Origin of the sequence: Xylanimonas ulmi, from assembly GCF_004216535.1 — a bacterium.
GTDB lineage: Bacteria > Actinomycetota > Actinomycetes > Actinomycetales > Cellulomonadaceae > Xylanimonas > Xylanimonas ulmi.
Genome location: NZ_SGWX01000001.1, coordinates 3546559 through 3563710, shown reverse-complemented (window position 1 = coordinate 3563710; position 17152 = coordinate 3546559). Strand labels below are relative to the sequence as shown.

Annotated in this window: 15 protein-coding genes and 1 pseudogene; 7 read left to right on the top strand and 9 right to left on the bottom strand. The window is 76.1% G+C overall.

Features of this window, described 5'->3' with window-relative positions:
* Positions 1-7: 7 nt before the first annotated feature.
* Positions 8-2389 (bottom strand): sodium-translocating pyrophosphatase, encoded by a 2382-nt coding sequence (locus EV386_RS16350; protein ID WP_130416354.1) that lies wholly within the window; start codon positions 2387-2389, stop codon positions 8-10.
* Between the two features lie 259 nt (positions 2390-2648).
* Here EV386_RS16350 and EV386_RS16345 point away from each other — a divergent pair, with 259 nt between their 5' ends.
* Genes EV386_RS16345 through EV386_RS16340 form a run of 3 tightly spaced genes read left to right on the top strand, consistent with a single transcriptional unit; the run spans position 2649 to position 5955 of the window.
* The gene (locus EV386_RS16345) at positions 2649-3269 is read left to right on the top strand and encodes an RNA polymerase sigma factor (RefSeq protein WP_130416353.1); all 621 of its coding nucleotides are present in this window, start codon (positions 2649-2651) and stop codon (positions 3267-3269) included.
* On the top strand, positions 3266-4540 hold the full coding sequence (locus EV386_RS18420) for a hypothetical protein (protein ID WP_165399977.1): 1275 nt from the start codon (positions 3266-3268) through the stop codon (positions 4538-4540). The genes EV386_RS16345 and EV386_RS18420 overlap by 4 nt, the downstream gene beginning before the upstream one ends.
* A gap of 8 nt (positions 4541-4548) precedes the next feature.
* Entirely contained in the window at positions 4549-5955 is a 1407-nt protein-coding gene (locus EV386_RS16340; RefSeq protein WP_130416352.1) for a M18 family aminopeptidase, read from the top strand.
* An 11-nt stretch (positions 5956-5966) separates the two neighbouring features.
* On the opposite strand, the gene EV386_RS16335 is transcribed toward EV386_RS16340, so the two are convergent.
* Positions 5967-6596, bottom strand: a complete 630-nt coding sequence (locus tag EV386_RS16335) for an SRPBCC family protein (protein WP_165399976.1) — start codon at positions 6594-6596, stop codon at positions 5967-5969.
* 208 nt (positions 6597-6804) lie between these two features.
* Here EV386_RS16335 and EV386_RS16330 point away from each other — a divergent pair, with 208 nt between their 5' ends.
* The 3 genes from EV386_RS16330 (at position 6805) to EV386_RS16320 (ending at position 11277) form a co-directional block, all read left to right on the top strand.
* Complete coding sequence (locus tag EV386_RS16330) at positions 6805-7578, top strand: alpha/beta fold hydrolase (protein WP_165399975.1); 774 nt, start codon at positions 6805-6807, stop codon at positions 7576-7578.
* An 86-nt stretch (positions 7579-7664) separates the two neighbouring features.
* Positions 7665-10283 carry a DEAD/DEAH box helicase gene (locus EV386_RS16325; RefSeq protein WP_242608015.1) on the top strand — a complete coding sequence of 873 codons (2619 nt, stop codon included), beginning with the start codon at positions 7665-7667 and terminating at the stop codon, positions 10281-10283.
* 136 nt (positions 10284-10419) lie between these two features.
* Entirely contained in the window at positions 10420-11277 is an 858-nt protein-coding gene (locus EV386_RS16320; protein WP_165400036.1) for an HpcH/HpaI aldolase/citrate lyase family protein, read from the top strand.
* Positions 11278-11391: 114 nt separating this feature from the next.
* Here the strand turns inward: EV386_RS16320 and EV386_RS16315 are convergent.
* From EV386_RS16315 to EV386_RS16285, 7 genes and pseudogenes are all read right to left on the bottom strand, one after another.
* Positions 11392-11907 (bottom strand): annotated as a pseudogene (locus EV386_RS16315) (Rv3654c family TadE-like protein); the annotation flags it as partial.
* Entirely contained in the window at positions 11847-12248 is a 402-nt protein-coding gene (locus EV386_RS16310; protein ID WP_242608014.1) for a TadE family type IV pilus minor pilin, read from the bottom strand. The gene EV386_RS16310 and the pseudogene EV386_RS16315, both read right to left, overlap by 61 nt.
* A gap of 49 nt (positions 12249-12297) precedes the next feature.
* Complete coding sequence (locus tag EV386_RS16305) at positions 12298-12510, bottom strand: DUF4244 domain-containing protein (protein ID WP_242608013.1); 213 nt, start codon at positions 12508-12510, stop codon at positions 12298-12300.
* Positions 12511-12629: 119 nt separating this feature from the next.
* A complete protein-coding gene (locus tag EV386_RS16300) occupies positions 12630-13202 on the bottom strand; it encodes a type II secretion system F family protein (protein ID WP_242608012.1) in 573 nt (190 codons plus the stop codon).
* On the bottom strand, positions 13199-13966 hold the full coding sequence (locus EV386_RS16295) for a type II secretion system F family protein (protein WP_242608011.1): 768 nt from the start codon (positions 13964-13966) through the stop codon (positions 13199-13201). The genes EV386_RS16300 and EV386_RS16295 overlap by 4 nt, the downstream gene beginning before the upstream one ends.
* 16 nt (positions 13967-13982) lie before the next feature.
* Positions 13983-15173 carry a TadA family conjugal transfer-associated ATPase gene (locus tag EV386_RS16290; protein ID WP_130416348.1) on the bottom strand — a complete coding sequence of 397 codons (1191 nt, stop codon included), beginning with the start codon at positions 15171-15173 and terminating at the stop codon, positions 13983-13985.
* A complete protein-coding gene (locus EV386_RS16285) occupies positions 15170-15934 on the bottom strand; it encodes a CpaE-like family protein (protein ID WP_130416347.1) in 765 nt (254 codons plus the stop codon). Before EV386_RS16285 ends, EV386_RS16290 begins: the two co-directional genes overlap by 4 nt.
* Positions 15935-16246: 312 nt before the next feature.
* Between EV386_RS16285 and EV386_RS16280 the strand changes: the two genes are divergently transcribed.
* Positions 16247-17023 carry an HAD family hydrolase gene (locus EV386_RS16280; RefSeq protein ID WP_130416346.1) on the top strand — a complete coding sequence of 259 codons (777 nt, stop codon included), beginning with the start codon at positions 16247-16249 and terminating at the stop codon, positions 17021-17023.
* Positions 17024-17152: the final 129 nt, after the last annotated feature.

Below are 17152 nucleotides of genomic sequence, written 5' to 3'. Positions count from 1 at the left end.
CCCGCGACTACCGGCGGGGGGCCGGTGCGTCGACGTCGTCCGGCCTGTCGCGCTCGGCTCGGTCCGCCTGGACCAGCGCCTCGGCCGCCGTGGCGGCCTGGGCGGCCGCGGCCTCCTCGGCCGCCGACGCCTTGTCGGCCCGCGCCGCGCGCACCCGCGAGGTGACGACGGCGCAGAAGGCGATGAGGGCGGCGACGCTGGCCAGGGTGACGCGCAGCACGTGGTTGGCGTCGGCGGGCACGCTCATCGCGACCACGGCGGGCGCGATGAGCACCGCGACCAGGTTCATGACCTTGATGAGCGGGTTGATGGCCGGGCCGGCGGTGTCCTTGAACGGGTCGCCCACGGTGTCGCCGATGACGGTGGCCGCGTGGGCCTCGGAGCCCTTGCCGCCGTATGCGCCGTCCTCGACGATCTTCTTGGCGTTGTCCCAGGCGCCGCCCGAGTTGGCCAGGAAGACCGCCATGAGCACGCCCGTGCCGATGGCACCGGCGAGGAACCCCGCCAGCGGTCCGACGCCGAGGCCGAAGCCCACGGCGATGGGCGCGAACGCCGCCAGCAGTCCGGGGGTCGCGAGCTCACGCAGCGAGTCGCGCGTGCAGATGTCGACGACCCTGCCGTATTCGGGCCGCTCCTCGAACGTCATGATCCCGGGGTGCTCGCGGAACTGGCGGCGCACCTCGTAGACGATGGCGCCGGCCGCGCGCGTGACGGCGTCGACGGCCAGGCCCGAGAACAGGAACACGGTCGCGCCGCCGAGGATCACGCCCACGAGCGTCACGGGCGAGATGATCTCGTAGCTCAGCATCGAGGTGACCAGTCCGGTCCCGTGCTCGGTGACGTCGTCCAGCGCGCGCTTGACGGCCTCGGCGTAGGAGCCGAACAGCGCGGTCGCCGCGAGCACGGCGGTCGCGATAGCGATGCCCTTGGTGATGGCCTTGGTGGTGTTGCCGACGGCGTCGAGGTCGGTCAGCGCCTGCGCGCCGGCCTCGTCGACGTCGCCGGACATCTCGGCGATGCCCTGCGCGTTGTCGCTGACGGGGCCGAAGGTGTCCATCGCGACGATGACCCCGACCGTGGTGAGCAGGCCGCAGCCGGCCAGCGCGATGAGGAACAACGCGAGCCACACCGAGCCGCCGGCCAGCAGGAACGCCGCGCAGATCGCGGCGGCGATGAGGCCCGCGGTGTACACGGCCGACTCGAAGCCGACGCCGATGCCCGCGAGCACCACGGTCGCTGCGCCCGTGCGCGAGGTCGCGGCGACGTGCAGCGTGGGCTTCGACGTCGTGCCCGTGAAGTACCCGGTCAGCCACAGGATCACGCCCGCGAGCACGACGCCGACGGCGACGGCCGCGGCGGCGTCCACGCGCGGGTCGGCCGACAGCCCGTGCATGACGCCGAGGTCGGCCGTGCCGTGCAGGTCGTCGAACGACGCCGGCAGGTAGACGAACGCCGCGATGGCGGCGAGCGCCGCGCCCACGACGGCCGAGATGTAGAAGCCGCGGTTGATCGCCGTGAGCCCGCTCTCGTCGCCGCGCACGCGCGTGACCAGGACGCCGAGCAGTGCGACGAACGCGCCGATCGCGGTGACCATGAGCGGGAAGACCATGCCCTGCTCGCCCATCGCCGCGCGGCCCAGGATGAGCGCGGCGACCAGGGTCACCGCGTAGGACTCGAACAGGTCGGCCGCCATGCCGGCGCAGTCGCCGACGTTGTCGCCCACGTTGTCGGCGATGGTGGCGGCGTTGCGGGGGTCGTCCTCGGGGATGCCCTGCTCGACCTTGCCCACCAGGTCCGCGCCGACGTCGGCCGCTTTGGTGAAGATGCCGCCACCGACGCGCATGAACATGGCCAGCAGCGCGGCGCCGAAGCCGAAGCCCTCCAGCACCACGGGCGCGTTCTCGCGGTAGACGAGCACCACGAGGCCGGCGCCGAGCAGGCCGAGGCCCACGACCGACATGCCGACGACGCCGCCGGTGCGGAACGCGATCTGCGCGCCCTGGCTGCGCCCGCCGGCCTGCGAGGCCGCGGCGGCCACGCGCACGTTCGCGCGCACCGCCAGCCACATGCCGAGGTAGCCGATGGCGGCCGAGAACGCGGCGCCCACGAGGAACGCGACCGACCGGCCCAGGCGCACCCCGCCGTCGCCGGGCAGCAGGAAGAGGAGCGCGAAGACGACGACGGCGAACAGGGCGAGCGTGCGGAACTGCCGGTTGAGGTAGGCCGCCGCGCCCTCTTGCACCGCGCGCGCGATGTCGCGCATGGCGACTGTGCCCTCGCCGGCCGCCAACACTTGCCTTCTGAGCACGAAGGCGCAGGCCAGAGCCGCGAGGCCGATGACCGTGATCACCCCGACGATCACGATGGACTCGGTACCGAGTGTGAGCATCCGTCCTCCTTGACGACGCCTCGCAGAGGCGTGGAAAGGCCCCGCCGGCGCCGTTGACGACGGGATTCCGGGAGTCTACCTGGAACGTGACGTCCGTCACGAGGTGATGTCGGTCACCGTGCTCCGCGTGTCACCAGATGTCCTCCCCCGCTTGACCCGCTCGTCCCGCTCGTCCCGCGCCAGCGCGCGCTCGCCCGACCCAACGTTTCGCGGCCACCAGGCGTTGAGTGGGTCAGGAGCACGGACGGGGAGGTCGCCGATGGCCCGCTGGGAGGCGGTGCTCGAAGAGCTGGTCACGCGCCGGCACCGAGCGCTGGTGGGATACGCATATCTGCTGTGCGGCGACGCGCGGCAGGCCGAGGACCTGCTGCAGGACGCCCTGGTCAAAGTGTTCGCGCGCCTGCGCACCCCCGCGCCGCCGACGGCGCACGCGACCGCGCACCCCCTCGTGGACGGCGCGGACACCCGCGGGGGGCCGACGCTGACCGAGGCCTACGTGCGCCGCACGATCCTCACGCTCTACCTCGACTCCTGGCGCCGCCAGCGCCGGTGGCGCCAGGTGGTCCCTCTCGTCGCGAGCGCCGAGACGGGCCGCGGCCCGGAGTCCGGCGCCACCGCACGGGCCGACGTGGCCGCCGCACTGGCCCGCCTCGCCCCGCGCGAGCGCGCCGCCGTCGTCCTGCGCTACTTCGAGGACCTGACGGTGCCGCAGGTCGCCGACGCCATGGGCCTGGCGCCCGGCACCGTCAAGCGGTACCTGTCGGACGCCACGGTCACCCTGCGCGCCGTGCTGAGCGTGCCCGACGACGCCGCCGCGCCCACCACCGCGGCGGGGACGAACGCCACCGAGACGACTGACGGCAGGAGGGCCGGACGATGAGCGCCCAGGACGACCGGTACGAGGCCCGCTTCGGGGCCGAGCTCGAATACGCCCTGGAGCGGCTGGCGGGCGCGGGCGCCGCCGCCGCGCCCGAGCCCAGCGCACTGCTGGCCACCGTCCGCGGGCGGGTGCGCCGGCGTCGGGCCGCCAAGCAGGCCGGGATCGGCGTCACCACGCTCGCCGTCGGCGGCGCGCTCGTGGTCGGAGCGTTGCGCGTGGCCGACCACCTCGCGCCGGGCCCCGTCGCGCCCGCCACGCCGATCCCGTCCGAGTCCCCGATCCCGTCCGAGTCGCCGACGCCGTCCGACCCCACGCCCACCGACGGCGCCTGGGACGGCACCGCGCCCACGCCGACCGACGTGCCGCTCGACGAGGGCTACCAGCCCGCCTACTTCGCGGGCACCGACATCGTGTGCGGCATGCCCGAGGCGGACTTCACGGCGAGCGACACCGCGTTCACCCTCGCCGCCACCGGCGCCGTGGTCAACGACGCGGCGCCCGGCGACGACGGTGAGTGGGTCATCATGCCCTCAGCCCCGCTCACGCTCGCGCCAGCCGCGGGCGCGGGCTCCGACGGCACGACGACGTTCAGCGCCCCGACGTTCGCGTGGTTCTCGGGCGGGCGCCTGGTCAGCCTCGGCGCCGGGCTCACCGACCCGGAGCCGCTCGACCTGTCGGCCGCGCTCGCCGCTGGCCAGGCGCTGCTCGACGGCTCGCTCGACACGCTCAGCTCGTGCGTCGCCGACGGCGGCGTCCGCCTGCCCGAGGGCGCCTACACCGTGCGCCCCTGGATCGAGGCGGACCCCGGCGGCGGCGCGGGGCGGCGCCTCGTCGTGGGCGAGGCCGTCTCGGTGGTGATCGACGGCGGCAGCGTGTTCAGCCCCGGCGCCCCGACGCCGGCCCCCGAGCCGTTCGCGCTGCCCGATCCGCCGTCGACGGCCCCCGAGGGCGGAGCCGTGGCCCAGGCGACCGTCGACCGCACGGGTGCGTGGGACCGTCGGGCCCGCTCCAGCGTCGGGTACGTCGAGACCGCCCAGCCGTACGAGCTCACCGTGCGCTGCTCCGCGACGGGGCAGGAGCCCGTGGGCTACGAGGTGCGCGTCGACCGCGACGGCACGTGGGCGAGCGTCGCGAGCGGCACGGCGGCGTGCGGCGAGCCGGTCACGCGCACGGTCGACGTCGGCGCGCCGGCCGGCGGACGGATCCAGGTGCGCCTGACCGCGCCGGACGGCGTCGCGCTGGCCTCGGCCGTCGTCGCGCCGCGTGGTTGACTGCGGGCATGGCCGCCAGCACCGTCCCCGTCCCCCACGAGGCCCGAGCCCACGCCGAGGACCTCGGCGCGTTCGTCACCGCCTCGCCGTCGTCGTTCCACGCCGCGGCCGAGATCGCGCGGCGTGCCGAGGCGGCCGGGTTCACGCGGCTGCGTGAGGCCGACGCCTGGGAGCTGACCCCGGGCGGGCGCTACGTCGTCGTGCGCGACGGCTCGGCGCTCGCGTTCGCCCTGCCCGCGGACGCGGGCCCGACGACGGCGTTCACCGTCGTCGGCACGCACACCGACTCGCCCGGGTTCAAGCTCAAGCCGCGCCCCACCACGGGCGGGCACGGGTTCTGGCAGGCCGGCGTCGAGGTCTACGGCGGCCCGCTGCTCAACTCGTGGCTCGACCGCGAGCTGGAGCTCGCCGGGCGCGTGGTGCTGCTCGACGGCAGTGAGCACCTGGTGCGCACCGGTCCGCTCCTGCGCCTGCCCCAGCTCGCCATCCACCTGGACCGCAGCGCGAACGACGGCCTCGCGCTCGACAAGCAGCGCCACACCCAGCCCGTGTGGGGCCTCGGCGCCGTGGGCGACGCCGACGTGCTGGCGGCGCTCGCGGCGACCGCGATCCCGGCCGACGGCGGCGCGGGCGGCGGCGGCGCGGGCGGCGGCGGCGCGAGCGACGATGGCGCGGGTGGCCCGGTCGGCGTCGACCCGGCGCAGATCGGCGGCTACGACGTCGTCGTGGCCGACACCCAGGCCCCGCGCGCCTTCGGGGCCGACGGCGCGCTGTGGGCGTCGGGGCGCCTGGACAACCTGCTGTCGACGCACGCCGCGCTGACCGCGCTGCTGCGGGTTGCGGCAGGCGACCTCGCAGCGGGCGGCCTCGCGGGCGACCGGGCGTCGACCATCGCCGTCGTCGCAGCCTTCGACCACGAGGAGATCGGGTCCGAGTCACGCTCGGGCGCGGCCGGACCGCTGCTGGCCGACGTGCTCACGCGCGTGGGCGCCGCGCTCGGCGCCGGACCCGAGGACCGCGCGCGGGCCTTCGCGGCCTCGTTCGTGGTCTCCTCCGACGTCGGTCACGCCGTGCACCCCAACTATCCCGAGCGGCACGACCCGGCCAACCAGCCGGTCGCGGGCGGCGGCCCGATCCTCAAGATCAACGCCAACCAGCGCTACGCGACCGACGCGCAGGGCGCCGCGCGCTGGCAGGCGGCGTGCGCCGCGGCGGGCGTGCCGAGCCAGGAGTTCGTGTCCAACAACGCGCTCCCGTGCGGCTCGACCATCGGCCCCATCACGGCGACCCGGCTGGGCATCCGCACCGTCGACGTCGGCGTGCCGATTCTGTCGATGCACTCGGCGCGCGAACTGACCGCCGTCGTCGACCCCTGGTACCTGTCGCGCGCGATGGCGCAGGTGCTCGCGGGCTGAGGCTGAGGCGCTCAGGCCAGCGCGAGCGCCCGACCGCGCACGCCGCGCAGCATCGCAGCGCTCATGACAAAGCTGACCGGCTGCACGGCCTCGGCCAGCACCCGACCGGCCGGGCTGAGCGGCCGATAGCGCTCGCGCACCAGCAGACGCGTGCCCGCCCCCGTCGCGCGCAGCACGAACGCCCAGGTGAACTCGTACGGGGCCGCGCCCTCCCCGGGCAGGGTGTCGCCGACCAGCACGAGGTGGCGCAGCGGCTCGATCCGCGCGACGCGCAGCGTGACCTGCGGAGCCAGGTGGACGGCGTCGCCCAGCGTGAGGTCCTGCCAGCGCTCCTCGACCTGGTCGGCCGAGTGGATGTCGAGGCCGACCAGCCGTTCGAGCCAGTCGTGCGAGTAGAACCCGCCGCGCCCGTAGCCGAGCTGCACGATCCACGGCCACACCGCGCGCGGAGGCGCCGCGATCCCCACGCCGCGCGTCGCCACGACGCTGGCGGCGGGCACGACGTCGTCACCCGGCAGCGGCCCGTCGGCCTCGCCCGCGAGCGTCCCCCACGTCTGGGTCATGCGCCGGGTGAGCAGAGCGGCGCCGAGGCCGAGGACTCCGGTCGCGACGAGGCCGGCGGTGCGGGCTGTGGTTGCCATGGGTCGATGGTCGTCGTCCGGTGGCCCGGACGCCAGGGACGGAGGTCCTTCGACGCCAATCACCGCCATCGGACCGACGTTGCGCGCCGCGGATCGCCACCACCTCGGCCACACTGGCCCGAGCGAGGCGCTCGCCGAGCGATTTGTCCGATCCCGGATCCACCGACCCCCGGGACTCATGCAGACTCCGGGAGGCACCGTGTCACCGATGACGGTCCACGCGTCCGGCCCGCCCGACGCGCCCTGCGTGGTGCTCGTCCACGGCCTGACCGACGCGGGCACAACCTGGCCCGACGCGGTCGAGCGCTGGCACGAGCGCTGGCGCCTGCTGGCCGTCGACCTGCGTGGGCACGGCTCCTCGCCGCGGTTCGGCCCACGGGCGCCGCGCGTGACCGACGTGTGGCTGGGCGACCTGCTCGATCTGCTGCGCTCGCTCCCATCCCGGCCCGTGCTGGTCGGGCACTCCCTCGGCGCCCACCTCGCGCTGCGCGCGGTGCTCGACACCCCCGGCCTGGTGCGCGCCGCCGTGCTGGAGGACCCGCCGCTGCCGCAGGTGGACGAGAACGACACGCTGCCCGAGTTCCGCGCCGAGCAGCACCGACTCCTGGACGCCTTCACCGACGGGATCGACGCCGAGGTCGCCCGGATGCGCGCCGAGACGCCGTGGTCGCAGCGTGAGGTCGTGGCCTGGGCCGCGTGCAAGCCACTCGTCGAGCGGGCGATGATCGACCGCTTGGAGCTGCCCGAGCGCGATTGGCCGGCGCTGCTGGAGCAGGTCGCGGTCCCGACGCTGTGCGTGGCGCCCACACACGGCGCGCTGTCGCCGTTCGTCGCCCACGCGCGCAACCCGCTGATCACGACGGCGTTCGTCGACGGCGCCGGGCACTGCGTCCGGCGCGACGCTCCGGACGCGTACCACGCCGTCGTCGACCCGTTCGTCGCGGGCCACCTCACAGCCGAGGCCGGATCGCCCACGCGCTGAGCCGCGGCGTCAGCCACCGATCCGGCTCCACCCGAACGGCCCCACCCCAGTCCCGACGCCGACCCCGACCCTGCGAGGATGGCCCGGTGTCCGACGTCGCCGCCCACCCGCTGCTCGACGTGCTGCTCGCGGGCGGCGCGCGCGCCGACCGGCTGACGCACGTGCGCACGCTGCCGGCACGCCCCGGCGTCAGCGCCGACTGGCCCGCGTGGGCCGACCCGGCGCTGGTCGCGGCGTATCGGTCGCTCGGCGTCGAACGCCCCTGGGCGCACCAGGCGGTCGCCGCGTCGGCGGCGTGGGAGGGCAGGCACGTCGCGCTGGCGACGTCGACCGGCTCGGGCAAGTCGCTCGCGTTCTGGCTGCCCGCCCTGACCGCCGTCGGGCGTGACCTGCCCGCGCAGCGGCGCGGCGCCGTGCTCTACCTGTCGCCGACCAAGGCGCTCGCGGCCGACCAGCTCGCCGCTCTCGAACGCGTGCTGGCCGCCATGCCCGACGGCGCGGGCCGCGGCCTGCGCGTGGCGACGTGCGACGGCGACACCCCCACCGAGGAGCGCCGCTGGACGCAGGACTACGCCGACGTCGTCCTGACCAACCCCGACTTCCTGCACTTCTCGCTGCTGCCGAACCACCGCCGGTGGGCGCGGCTCCTGCGGGCGCTGCGCTACGTCGTCGTCGACGAGGGGCACACCTACCGCGGCGTGTTCGGCGCGCACGTGTCGCTGGTGCTGCGGCGCCTGGCCCGGCTCGTGGAGCATCACCGCGGCGGCACGCTCACCTTCGTCGTCGCGAGCGCGACGTCGGCCGAGCCCGCCGCGAGCGCCGCGCGCCTGCTCGGGGTGGGGGCCGACGACGTCGCGGCCGTGGTCGCGGACGCCTCGCCGTCGGGGCGGAGGACCGTCGCGCTGTGGCAGCCGCCCGAGGTGGCGTCGTCGGGGTTCACGCGCTCGGGCGCCGGGGCGGGCGCCGGGGCGGGCGTGGGTGACGACGACCCGTGGCTGCTGCCCGACCCGCTCGACCCCGGCCACGCCGAGGGTGAGCAGGCGCCTGTCGTCACGGTGGAGGGTGGGTCCGACCACCCGCGCCGCACGGCGACCGCCGAGGTCGCCGACCTGCTGGCCGACCTGGCCGCGCATGGGGCGCGCACCCTCGCCTTCACCCGCTCGCGCCGCGGCGCCGAATCGGTGGCGCAGGCCGCGCGCGACCATCTGCGGCCGGTGTCCACGGACCTGTCCCGGCGGGTGGCCGCCTACCGCGGCGGGTACCTGCCCGAGGAGCGCCGCGAGTTGGAGCAGGCGATCCGCACGGGCGCGCTGCTGGGCCTGGCCACGACCAACGCGCTGGAGCTCGGCGTCGACATCTCGGGACTCGACGCGGTGCTCATCGCTGGCTGGCCGGGCACCCGCATGTCGCTGTGGCAGCAGGCGGGGCGCGCCGGGCGGGCCGGGGCCGACGGGCTGGTCGCGTTCGTCGCGCGCGAGGACCCGCTCGACACCTACTTGGTGACCCATCCCGAGGCGGTGTTCGACGCGCCGCTCGAGGCGACCGTGTTCGATCCGGCCAACCGATACGTGCTGGCCCCACAACTGTGCGCCGCCGCGCAGGAGGTCCCCCTGCGCACCGAGGACCTGGCCCGCTTCGGCGAGCCGGGGCACGTGCGGGCGGTGCTCGACGAGCTCGTCGAGGGCGGGGCGCTGCGCCGCCGGCCATCGGGCTGGTACTGGACGCACGCGCAGCCCGCGGCCTCGATGGCCGACCTGCGCGGGTCGGGCGGGCGACCGGTGCGCGTGGTCGAGGCGCCCACGGGCCGACTGCTCGGGACGGTCGACGCCGGGTCTGCCGACGGTCAGGTGCACGACGGCGCGGTGTACGTGCACCAGGGCGCGACGTTCGTCGTCGACCACCTCGACCTGACCGACCGGGTCGCGCTCGTGGTGCGCCGCGACGTCGACCACGGCACGTGGTCGCGCGAGGTCATGACGATCGCCATCGAGGACGCCCCGATGGTGGATCCGACGGTGGTTGAGCCCGTCGAAACCACCCCACCCCCACCCCCGGCGGTTGAGCCTGTCGAAACCACCTCATCCGCCGGCGTGGTTTCGACAGGCTCAACCACCGCGGACTCCACCACCGCGGGCTCCACGGTCACCCGCGCCTGGGGCCCGATCACGTGGGGTCTGGGCCCGGTCGAGGTCACGAGCCAGGTCGTCAGCTTCGAGCGCCGCCGCCTGCCCGATCTGCAGGTGCTCGGCACCGAGCCGCTCGACCTGCCCGAGCGTTCGCTGCCGACCACGGCCGTCTGGTGGTCGGCGCCCGACTTCGTGCTGCGCGCCGCGGGCCTCGACCCCGACGTCGTCCCGGGCGCCCTGCACGCCGCCGAGCATGCGTCGATCGGCCTGCTTCCCCTGCTCGCGACGTGCGACCGGTGGGACCTGGGCGGCATCTCGACCGACCTGCACGCCGACACCGGCCAGGCGACCGTGTTCGTCTACGACGCCTATCCGGGCGGGGCCGGGTTCGCCGAGCGCGGCTACCACCTTGGCGCGGTGTGGCTGCGGGCCACCCGCGACGCCATCGCCGCGTGCCCGTGCGATCACGGCTGCCCAGCGTGCGTGCAGTCGCCCAAGTGCGGCACCTACAACAGCCCGCTCGACAAGGCCGCGGCGGTCACGCTCCTCGACGCCGTGCTCGCGCACGCGCCGAGCTGACCGAGGGCAGACCGAGGGCAGACCGAAGCCGACCCCGACCAGAACCGCGGACGTGGGATCGACCCCTCGCCCCCCATCTCGGGTCTTGCCGCCCGGCGACCGGCCCGAGGCGTACTGTCCGTCCGTGACCGTGGACATCCCACTCGACGAACGGCGCCGTTCCCGCGAGGACGCGCGCGTCTGCCCCACCCACGCCCGCTCCTGGCTGCTGCTGTCGGCCCTGCGCGACGACGTGTTCGACGCGGCACAGCTCTCTCGCGCCGACCAGGTGGTGCTCGACTGCGAGGACGCCGTAGACGTCTCGCTCAAGGACGTGGCCCGCGCCAAAGCGCTCGACTGGTTCGGCCGTGGTGGCCGCGCGTGGGTGCGCATCAACGAGCGCGCCTGCGACGCCTGGGCCGACGACGTCCGCGCCCTGCGAGACGCGGTCGGCCTGCGCGGTGTCATGCTCGCCAAGACCGAGAGCGCCGACCAGGTGGTCGACACGGTGCAGCGCCTGGGCGGCACGGTGCCTGTGATCGCGCTGGTCGAGTCGGCCCTCGGGATCGAGGAGGCCGTGTCCATCGCCCGCGCTCCCGGGGTGTTCCGCCTCGCGTTCGGCTCGGGCGACTACCGCCGCGACACGGGCGCCGCGAACGAGCCGCTCGCGATGGCCTATCCCCGCTCGCGGCTCGTGACGGCGTCACGTATCGGCGGGCTCACCGGCCCGATCGACGGCCCGACGGTCGGCGTGAGCCACCCGCTGGTCCGCGAGCAGTCGGGCGACGCCGTCGCGCTCGGCATGACGGGGAAGATCTGCCTCGACCTCGATCAACCCGCGGTGGTCAACGAGTGCTTCAGCCCGTCCCCGGCGGACGTCGCGTGGGCGGTCGACTTCCTCGCCGAGTTCGAGGCCGCCGGCGGCGTGATCCGCGACGGTTCCGACAAGCCGCGTCTGGGCCGGGCTCGCCTGATCCACGAGCGCGCGGCGATGTTCGGAGTCAACCCGAGCTGATTGCCCCACCCCGCGCCACCGCGCGGCGTCCGAGGCGGGGTCCGGCGCGGAGCGGGGTCCGGCGCGGGCCTCCGCCCGGGCGACGCCTCCCGCCCAGGTCGGCAGCGCGGGGACCTGCCGCCCGACGGTGATCCCGACGACGCCGCCGCGCTCGGGCTCGCATGACTCGAGGTGGCCGTGGTTGCGCTCGACGGCGTCCCGGGCGGTGGCGCACGGGTCGAGCCCGGCACGCAGGGCGCTCGCGGCGGCGAGCGCGCCCAGGTCGGCGGCCGCCTGTGCGGCGCTGCGCGCCCGCTGCGCCGCTCCGAGGGCGCCCAACGCCAGACCGAGCGTCAGCACGACAGCGGCCAACCCGAGCACGAGCACCGTCCCGGCGCCCCGCTCCGCGCCCGTGTCGCCGCCTTCGGAGCCCGACTCGCGGCGGCGCACGACCACCGTCCCCGACCACGGCGCCGGGCCGCGCCCGGCGCCGTGCGCGGCTCGGCCCCTGCGTACGGTCACGGCTCGGTCCACGCGCCCTGTCACGGCTCCGTCCACGCGCCCTGTCACCGCTCGGTCCACGCGCCCTGTCACGGCTCGGTCCACGCCGTCGCCTGCGCCCGCGCGCGCAGCGGCATGTGGGCGAACCATCCATCGCCGACAGGCCGTGACACCTCGACGACGACCCACGGCCCGTCGCGCTGCAACTGCGCTGTCGCCCCGGCGCCGCCGACCCGGGCGACCACCTCGCGCACCTGCGTGTCGTCCTGCCCGATGGCGACGGCCCGCGCCCCCGCGCGGGCCGCGTCCGTCGCGCGAAGCTGCGCGCCGGACGCGGCCGCGAGGGTCAGCACCGCGACGAGCAGCAGCGCGACGACGGGCAGTCCGACGGCGAGCTCGGCGGTCACGGCGCCGCGCTCAGCGGTCACGGCGCCGCGCGCGTCCGTCACGGCGCCGCGCTCGGCCGTCCGTGAGACCCGCCCCACCCCCACGGGCGATCCTGCCGACGCCGCGCAAGCCCGCACTCTCGTCACGTCGGCCTCACACCACCGAGAGCGCCGACGTGATGATGCCCTCCAGCAGGCCACGCACCATGTCGCTCTTGAGGATCGCGATGAGCAGCCCCGCCAACCCGACGGCTCCGATCGTCGCGACGGCGTACTCCGCGGTCGCCATACCCGCCTCCGGCCCGTCGACGGCCCTGTCGGCACCGCCCGTGCCGCCCGTCCCGCTCGCCCTATTCATTCGGCTCATCCCGTTCGTCCTGACCATCGTGTCCCTCTCCATGACATCCCCTCTCGTCCGCGCGGCGGCCCTCGCCTCCGCGCTTGCCTCGTCCCGGCGGCCGCCGGGACGCCCGTGGGCGCCGGCCGTCATCCCGACGCCAGCCCCGATCCCCACGCCAGCAGCACCGGCACAAGCCCCACCAGCACGAACGCGGGCAGGAAACACGCGCCGAGCGGCAGCACGAGCCGCACGGCGAGGCGGCCCGCGGCCTGCCGCGCCGCGTCCCTACGTGAGCGCCGCACCTCCTCGCCCGCCGCGCGCAACGCCGCGGCTGGCGCGGCCCCCTCCTCCCACGCCGGGCGCAGCGCCCGCGCGACGACGTCGAGCCGGCCGGGCGCCGCGCCCCATGCCTGCGACCAGGACGCGCCCAGCCGCAGCGCCGCCCCCGTGGCGCCCAGCGCGGCGCCGTCACCGCCGCCGACGGCGTCCCCCACCGCCTCCAGGGCGCGCGGCACTCCGGCCCCCGCGCGCAGCGCGGCGCCGAGCAACTCCAGCGTCACCGGCACGTCGGCAGGGACGACGTCGTCGTCGCGCCGGGCTGGTGGCGCGACGGTGAGCAGGCCACACCGCCGCCGGACTCCCGCGGTCGTGAGCAGCCACGGCGAGGCGGCGAGCAGACCACCCAGCGCGCCCGCCAGGACCGCGACCGCGCCGGTCACGTCGCCTCCTCGACGCGCCGCGCCGTCTCGACCAGGCGCCCGGTCCACCAGTGCCCGACGGCGAGCAGCACGAGCCCACCCGCCACCGCGGCCGTGCCTGGCCCCCCATCGGTGGCGGCGGCCCACGGGTCTGCTCCCAGAGCCCAGCCGAGCAGCGCGCCCACGGCCGGGAGCCACAGAAGCACCCGTGCCGTCGCGCGCGGACCGGCAAGCGCGGCCTCGCGTTCGGCGTCGGACTCGGCCTGTGCCGCAAGCGTGTCCGAGACGGCCTCAAGCACCCGCCCGAGCGGCGCCCCCACGGTCAGCGCCAGCCGCGTCGCCGCCGCGACGGCCCGGGCTGGCGCGTCGCCGACCACGGTCGCGAGCGCCGCGGCCTCGGGCACGCCCAGGCCGTCGACCGGCACGCCCGCGGCGCGCGTCCACGCGGCGCCGGGCGGCGCCCCGGCTCGCAGCAGCGCCACGACCTGCGCGACGACGACGCGTACGCGCGCTCCCTCGTCGCGGCTGGCGCCGCCTCGGCGCGCCGAGACCACGCGCAGCGCGGTCGCCCGCCACGCCTGCGGGCCGCTGGCGTCCCCGGTCCGCAGCGGCGTCGCTGGCTCCCGGGCCGCACCGCGGGGCCCGTCGGGTCGCCCGCGCCCACCCGGCGCGCGCCCGAGCACGTCGCACGCACGCCGTCCCCCGCCGTCAAGGCCCACCCACACCGCGAAGGTGACCGCGACACCGAGCACGACCGCCTGGGCGCCGCCACCCGCCGCAGTCACGATCCCCACCTCGCGGTCACGATCCCCACCTCGCCAGGACCTGCTCCCAGGCCGTCGCGTCGGCCACGCACGCCTGCGCGGCCTGCCCGTCCCAGCGCGCCGCCGCCCGCACACGGAAGCCGTCGTCGGCGCGGTCGACGACCCCGAGCGCCGCCACGAACCGTCTGCCGCGCTCGCGCCGCACATGCAGCACGACGTCGACGGCCGCGACCGCCTGCGCGGCGACCGCATCGCGGGGCATGCCCGCGAGCGCCGCGAGCGCCTCCAGGCGCGCGGGCACGTGCTCGACGGCGTTGGCGTGCAAGGTGGCCAGGCCGCCGTCGTGCCCGGTGTTCATGGCGAGCAGCACCTCACGCACCTCGGCGCCGCGGCATTCGCCTACGACGATCCGGTCGGGCCGCATGCGCAGTGCGGCGCGCACCAACTCGGTCAGGCCCACGGCTCCGGCGCCCTCGACGTTCGCCCGGCGCGTCACGAGCGCCACGACGTGCGGGTGCGCGGGAGCGAGCTCGCGCGCCTCCTCGACGACCACGAGCCGTTCGTCGTGCAGCGCCAGTCCCAGCAGCGCGGCCAGCAGGGTCGTCTTGCCCGTCCCCGTCCCGCCCGAGACCAGCACGTTGGCGCGCCGCGCGATGAGCCCGTGCAGCAGCGTCTCCCAGCCCGCGGGGACCGCGCGCAGCGCCACGAGCGCATCGAGGGTGAGCGTCGACTGGCGCAGCACGCGCAGTGAGACCGCCGCCCCGCTGGGCACGATGGGCTCGACGACGGCGTGCAGCCGAGTGCCGTCCGGAAGCCGTCCGTCGCACACGGGCGCCGCGTCGTCGAGCCGCTGCCCGGCGAGCGCGGCGAGCCGCACCGCCAGCGCCCGCACGGCGCCTGGTGTGCCGAGGTCGACGTCGACGCGCTCGACGCCGTGCCCGCGGTCGACCCACACGTCGCGTGGGCCGTTGACGAGCACGTCGGTGACCTCGGGCAGCTCCAGCAGCGGCTGGAGCGGGCCGGCCCCCGTGAGCTCGGCGCGCGCCGCGCGGGTCAGGTCGCGCAGCGCGTCCGACCCGAGCACCCGTCCGCTCGCGGTGAGCGCGGCGCCCAGCGCGGCGTCGTCCACATCGCGCGAGCCGATCCGTCCGCGCACATCGTCGAGCAGGCTCGGGTCCAAGGCGGCGACGTCGCTGGGGCCCCGTTCCGGCCGGAGCGGCCCGCTCACCGCCGTCGCCTCTGCGCGTCGGCGCCCGGTGACGTCAGCGCGTCGGCGAGTTGGGCGCCGAGCCTGCCGAGCCGGGTGCCGCGTCCGACGCGCGGCCCCTGCCCGCGTTCGACGGCCGCGGCGAGCGCCCGGTCCTCACCCACCCGGGCGAGGACGTCGAGCCCGGTCACGGCCTCGACGTCTGCGGCGTCGACCCGTCCGGGCGCCCGCCCCCGCAGCACGAGGCGTGTGCGCCCCATGCCTGCGTCGGTGGGCAGACCGGCCAGCGCACGCGAGACGGCCACGGCGCCCGCCGCCCCCGGCAGCGTCGACGGCGCCACGACGATCACGTCGTCGGCGTCCGCGAGCAGCGCCCGCGCGGCGGAAGTCCACGCGCCCGGCCGCGGCAGGTCCGCGACCACGGCCTCGCCCGCGCGCAGGAGCGCCGAGCACACGTCGAGCACGACGTCGTCGCCGGGCGTGGTGGGGCTCAGGCGGCTCGCGGACAGCACCGGAACCGCGCCCCAGCGGGGCAGGGCGGCGAGCAGGTCGCGGCCGTCGACGTCGCCGCGCGCGCCGGCGAGCTCAGGCCAGCGGGCGCCGGGCTCGTCCTCGACGCCCAACAGCACCTCGACTCCGTGCCCGCCCGCGTCGAGGTCGACGAGCACCGCACGCCCGCGCGCTCTCCGCAGCCCGTGTGCCAGCGCCGCGGCGACGCTGGAGGCGCCTGCCCCTCCGCACGCGCCGACGACCGCCACCAGCGCCGTGGTTCCCTGTCCCATGCGCTCACCCTGACCTCGGCGGCCGGGTCGGCGGGCGGCGTCGCGGACGGTCTGTGCACAACCTCCGGCGGCGACTGCCTGGGGGTCGCGCCTGCGCCACCCGCCACCTCGCCACGACCAGCGCAGCGGCCTGGCGCAGAGGCCCGTGCAGAGGCCTGCGCAAAAAGCCCGGGCGGCGGGCCCTGCGGGGCCCACGCCGGGGTCGGCCCCCATGGCGCACCGCGCGACGTGGGGGACCCCCGGCCGGACGGGATCGACCCCGACCCACTCGGCCTACCGCGTCGCGCGGGACGCGCGGATAGGCTCGGCCTCGTGAGCCGAGCCGCCGCATTCTTCGACCTCGACAAGACGATCATCGCCACGAGCGCGTCGGCGGCCCTGTCCCGCCCGTTCTACGAGGGTGGACTGGTCACGCGGGTCGACGTGCTGCGCACCGCCTACGCCCACTTCCTGTTCGTGGTGGGCAGCGCTGACGCCGACCAGACCGAGCGCATGCGCAAGCACCTGTCGGAGCTCGCGGCCGGGTGGGACGTCGACAAGGTCCGCCAGATCGTGGCGGAGACCGTGCACGACGTCATCGACCCGTACGTCTACGCCGAGGCCGTCGACCTCATCGCCGAGCACCACGAGTTGGGGCACGACGTGGTCATCGTCTCGGCGTCGGGCGCCGAGTTGGTCGAGCCGATCGCCGCGGTGCTCGGCGCCGACCACGTCATCGCGACCCGCATGCGCGTCGAGGACGGCAAGTACACCGGCGACATGGAGTTCTACGCGTACGGCGAGAACAAGGCGATCGCGATCCGCGAGTTGGCCGCCCAGCACGACTACGACCTGACGCGCTCGTACGCGTACACCGACTCGGTCACCGACGCGCCCATGCTCGAGGCGGTCGGGCACGGGTTCGTCGTCAACCCCGACCGCAGCCTGCGCCGCCTGGCGGCCGAGCGCGGCTGGGGCGCGCTCACGTTCTCCCGTCCCGTGGCGTTGCGCGCCAACCTGCGTCCGCCGACGCCGGTGCTCGGGGTGCTGGGCGTGCTGACCGCCGCGGCGGTCGGGTTCTTGGTCTGGCGGGCGCTGAGGCACCGCTGAGGTGCTCCGGGCGAGAGGTCGATCACGGCGCGACAGCCCGCCTTGCGGAAAGGCCTGAACGGGCGTCTGATTGAGGGACAGCAACACATCGGCAGGGCACGGAACCCACGCCAAGGTAGTCCCCTTCGA

What these genes read in the sequence shown, in the direction of transcription:
- EV386_RS16350 (WP_130416354.1), bottom strand. Translation starts at nt 2,389, where the DNA reads ATGCTCACACTCGGTACCGAGTCCATCGTGATCGTCGGGGTGATCACG.
- EV386_RS16345 (WP_130416353.1), top strand. Translation starts at nt 2,649, where the DNA reads ATGGCCCGCTGGGAGGCGGTGCTCGAAGAGCTGGTCACGCGCCGGCAC.
- EV386_RS18420 (WP_165399977.1), top strand. Translation starts at nt 3,266, where the DNA reads ATGAGCGCCCAGGACGACCGGTACGAGGCCCGCTTCGGGGCCGAGCTC.
- EV386_RS16340 (WP_130416352.1), top strand. Translation starts at nt 4,549, where the DNA reads ATGGCCGCCAGCACCGTCCCCGTCCCCCACGAGGCCCGAGCCCACGCC.
- EV386_RS16335 (WP_165399976.1), bottom strand. Translation starts at nt 6,596, where the DNA reads ATGGCAACCACAGCCCGCACCGCCGGCCTCGTCGCGACCGGAGTCCTC.
- EV386_RS16330 (WP_165399975.1), top strand. Translation starts at nt 6,805, where the DNA reads ATGACGGTCCACGCGTCCGGCCCGCCCGACGCGCCCTGCGTGGTGCTC.
- EV386_RS16305 (WP_242608013.1), bottom strand. Translation starts at nt 12,510, where the DNA reads ATGAGCCGAATGAATAGGGCGAGCGGGACGGGCGGCACGGGCGGTGCC.
- EV386_RS16285 (WP_130416347.1), bottom strand. Translation starts at nt 15,934, where the DNA reads ATGGGACAGGGAACCACGGCGCTGGTGGCGGTCGTCGGCGCGTGCGGA.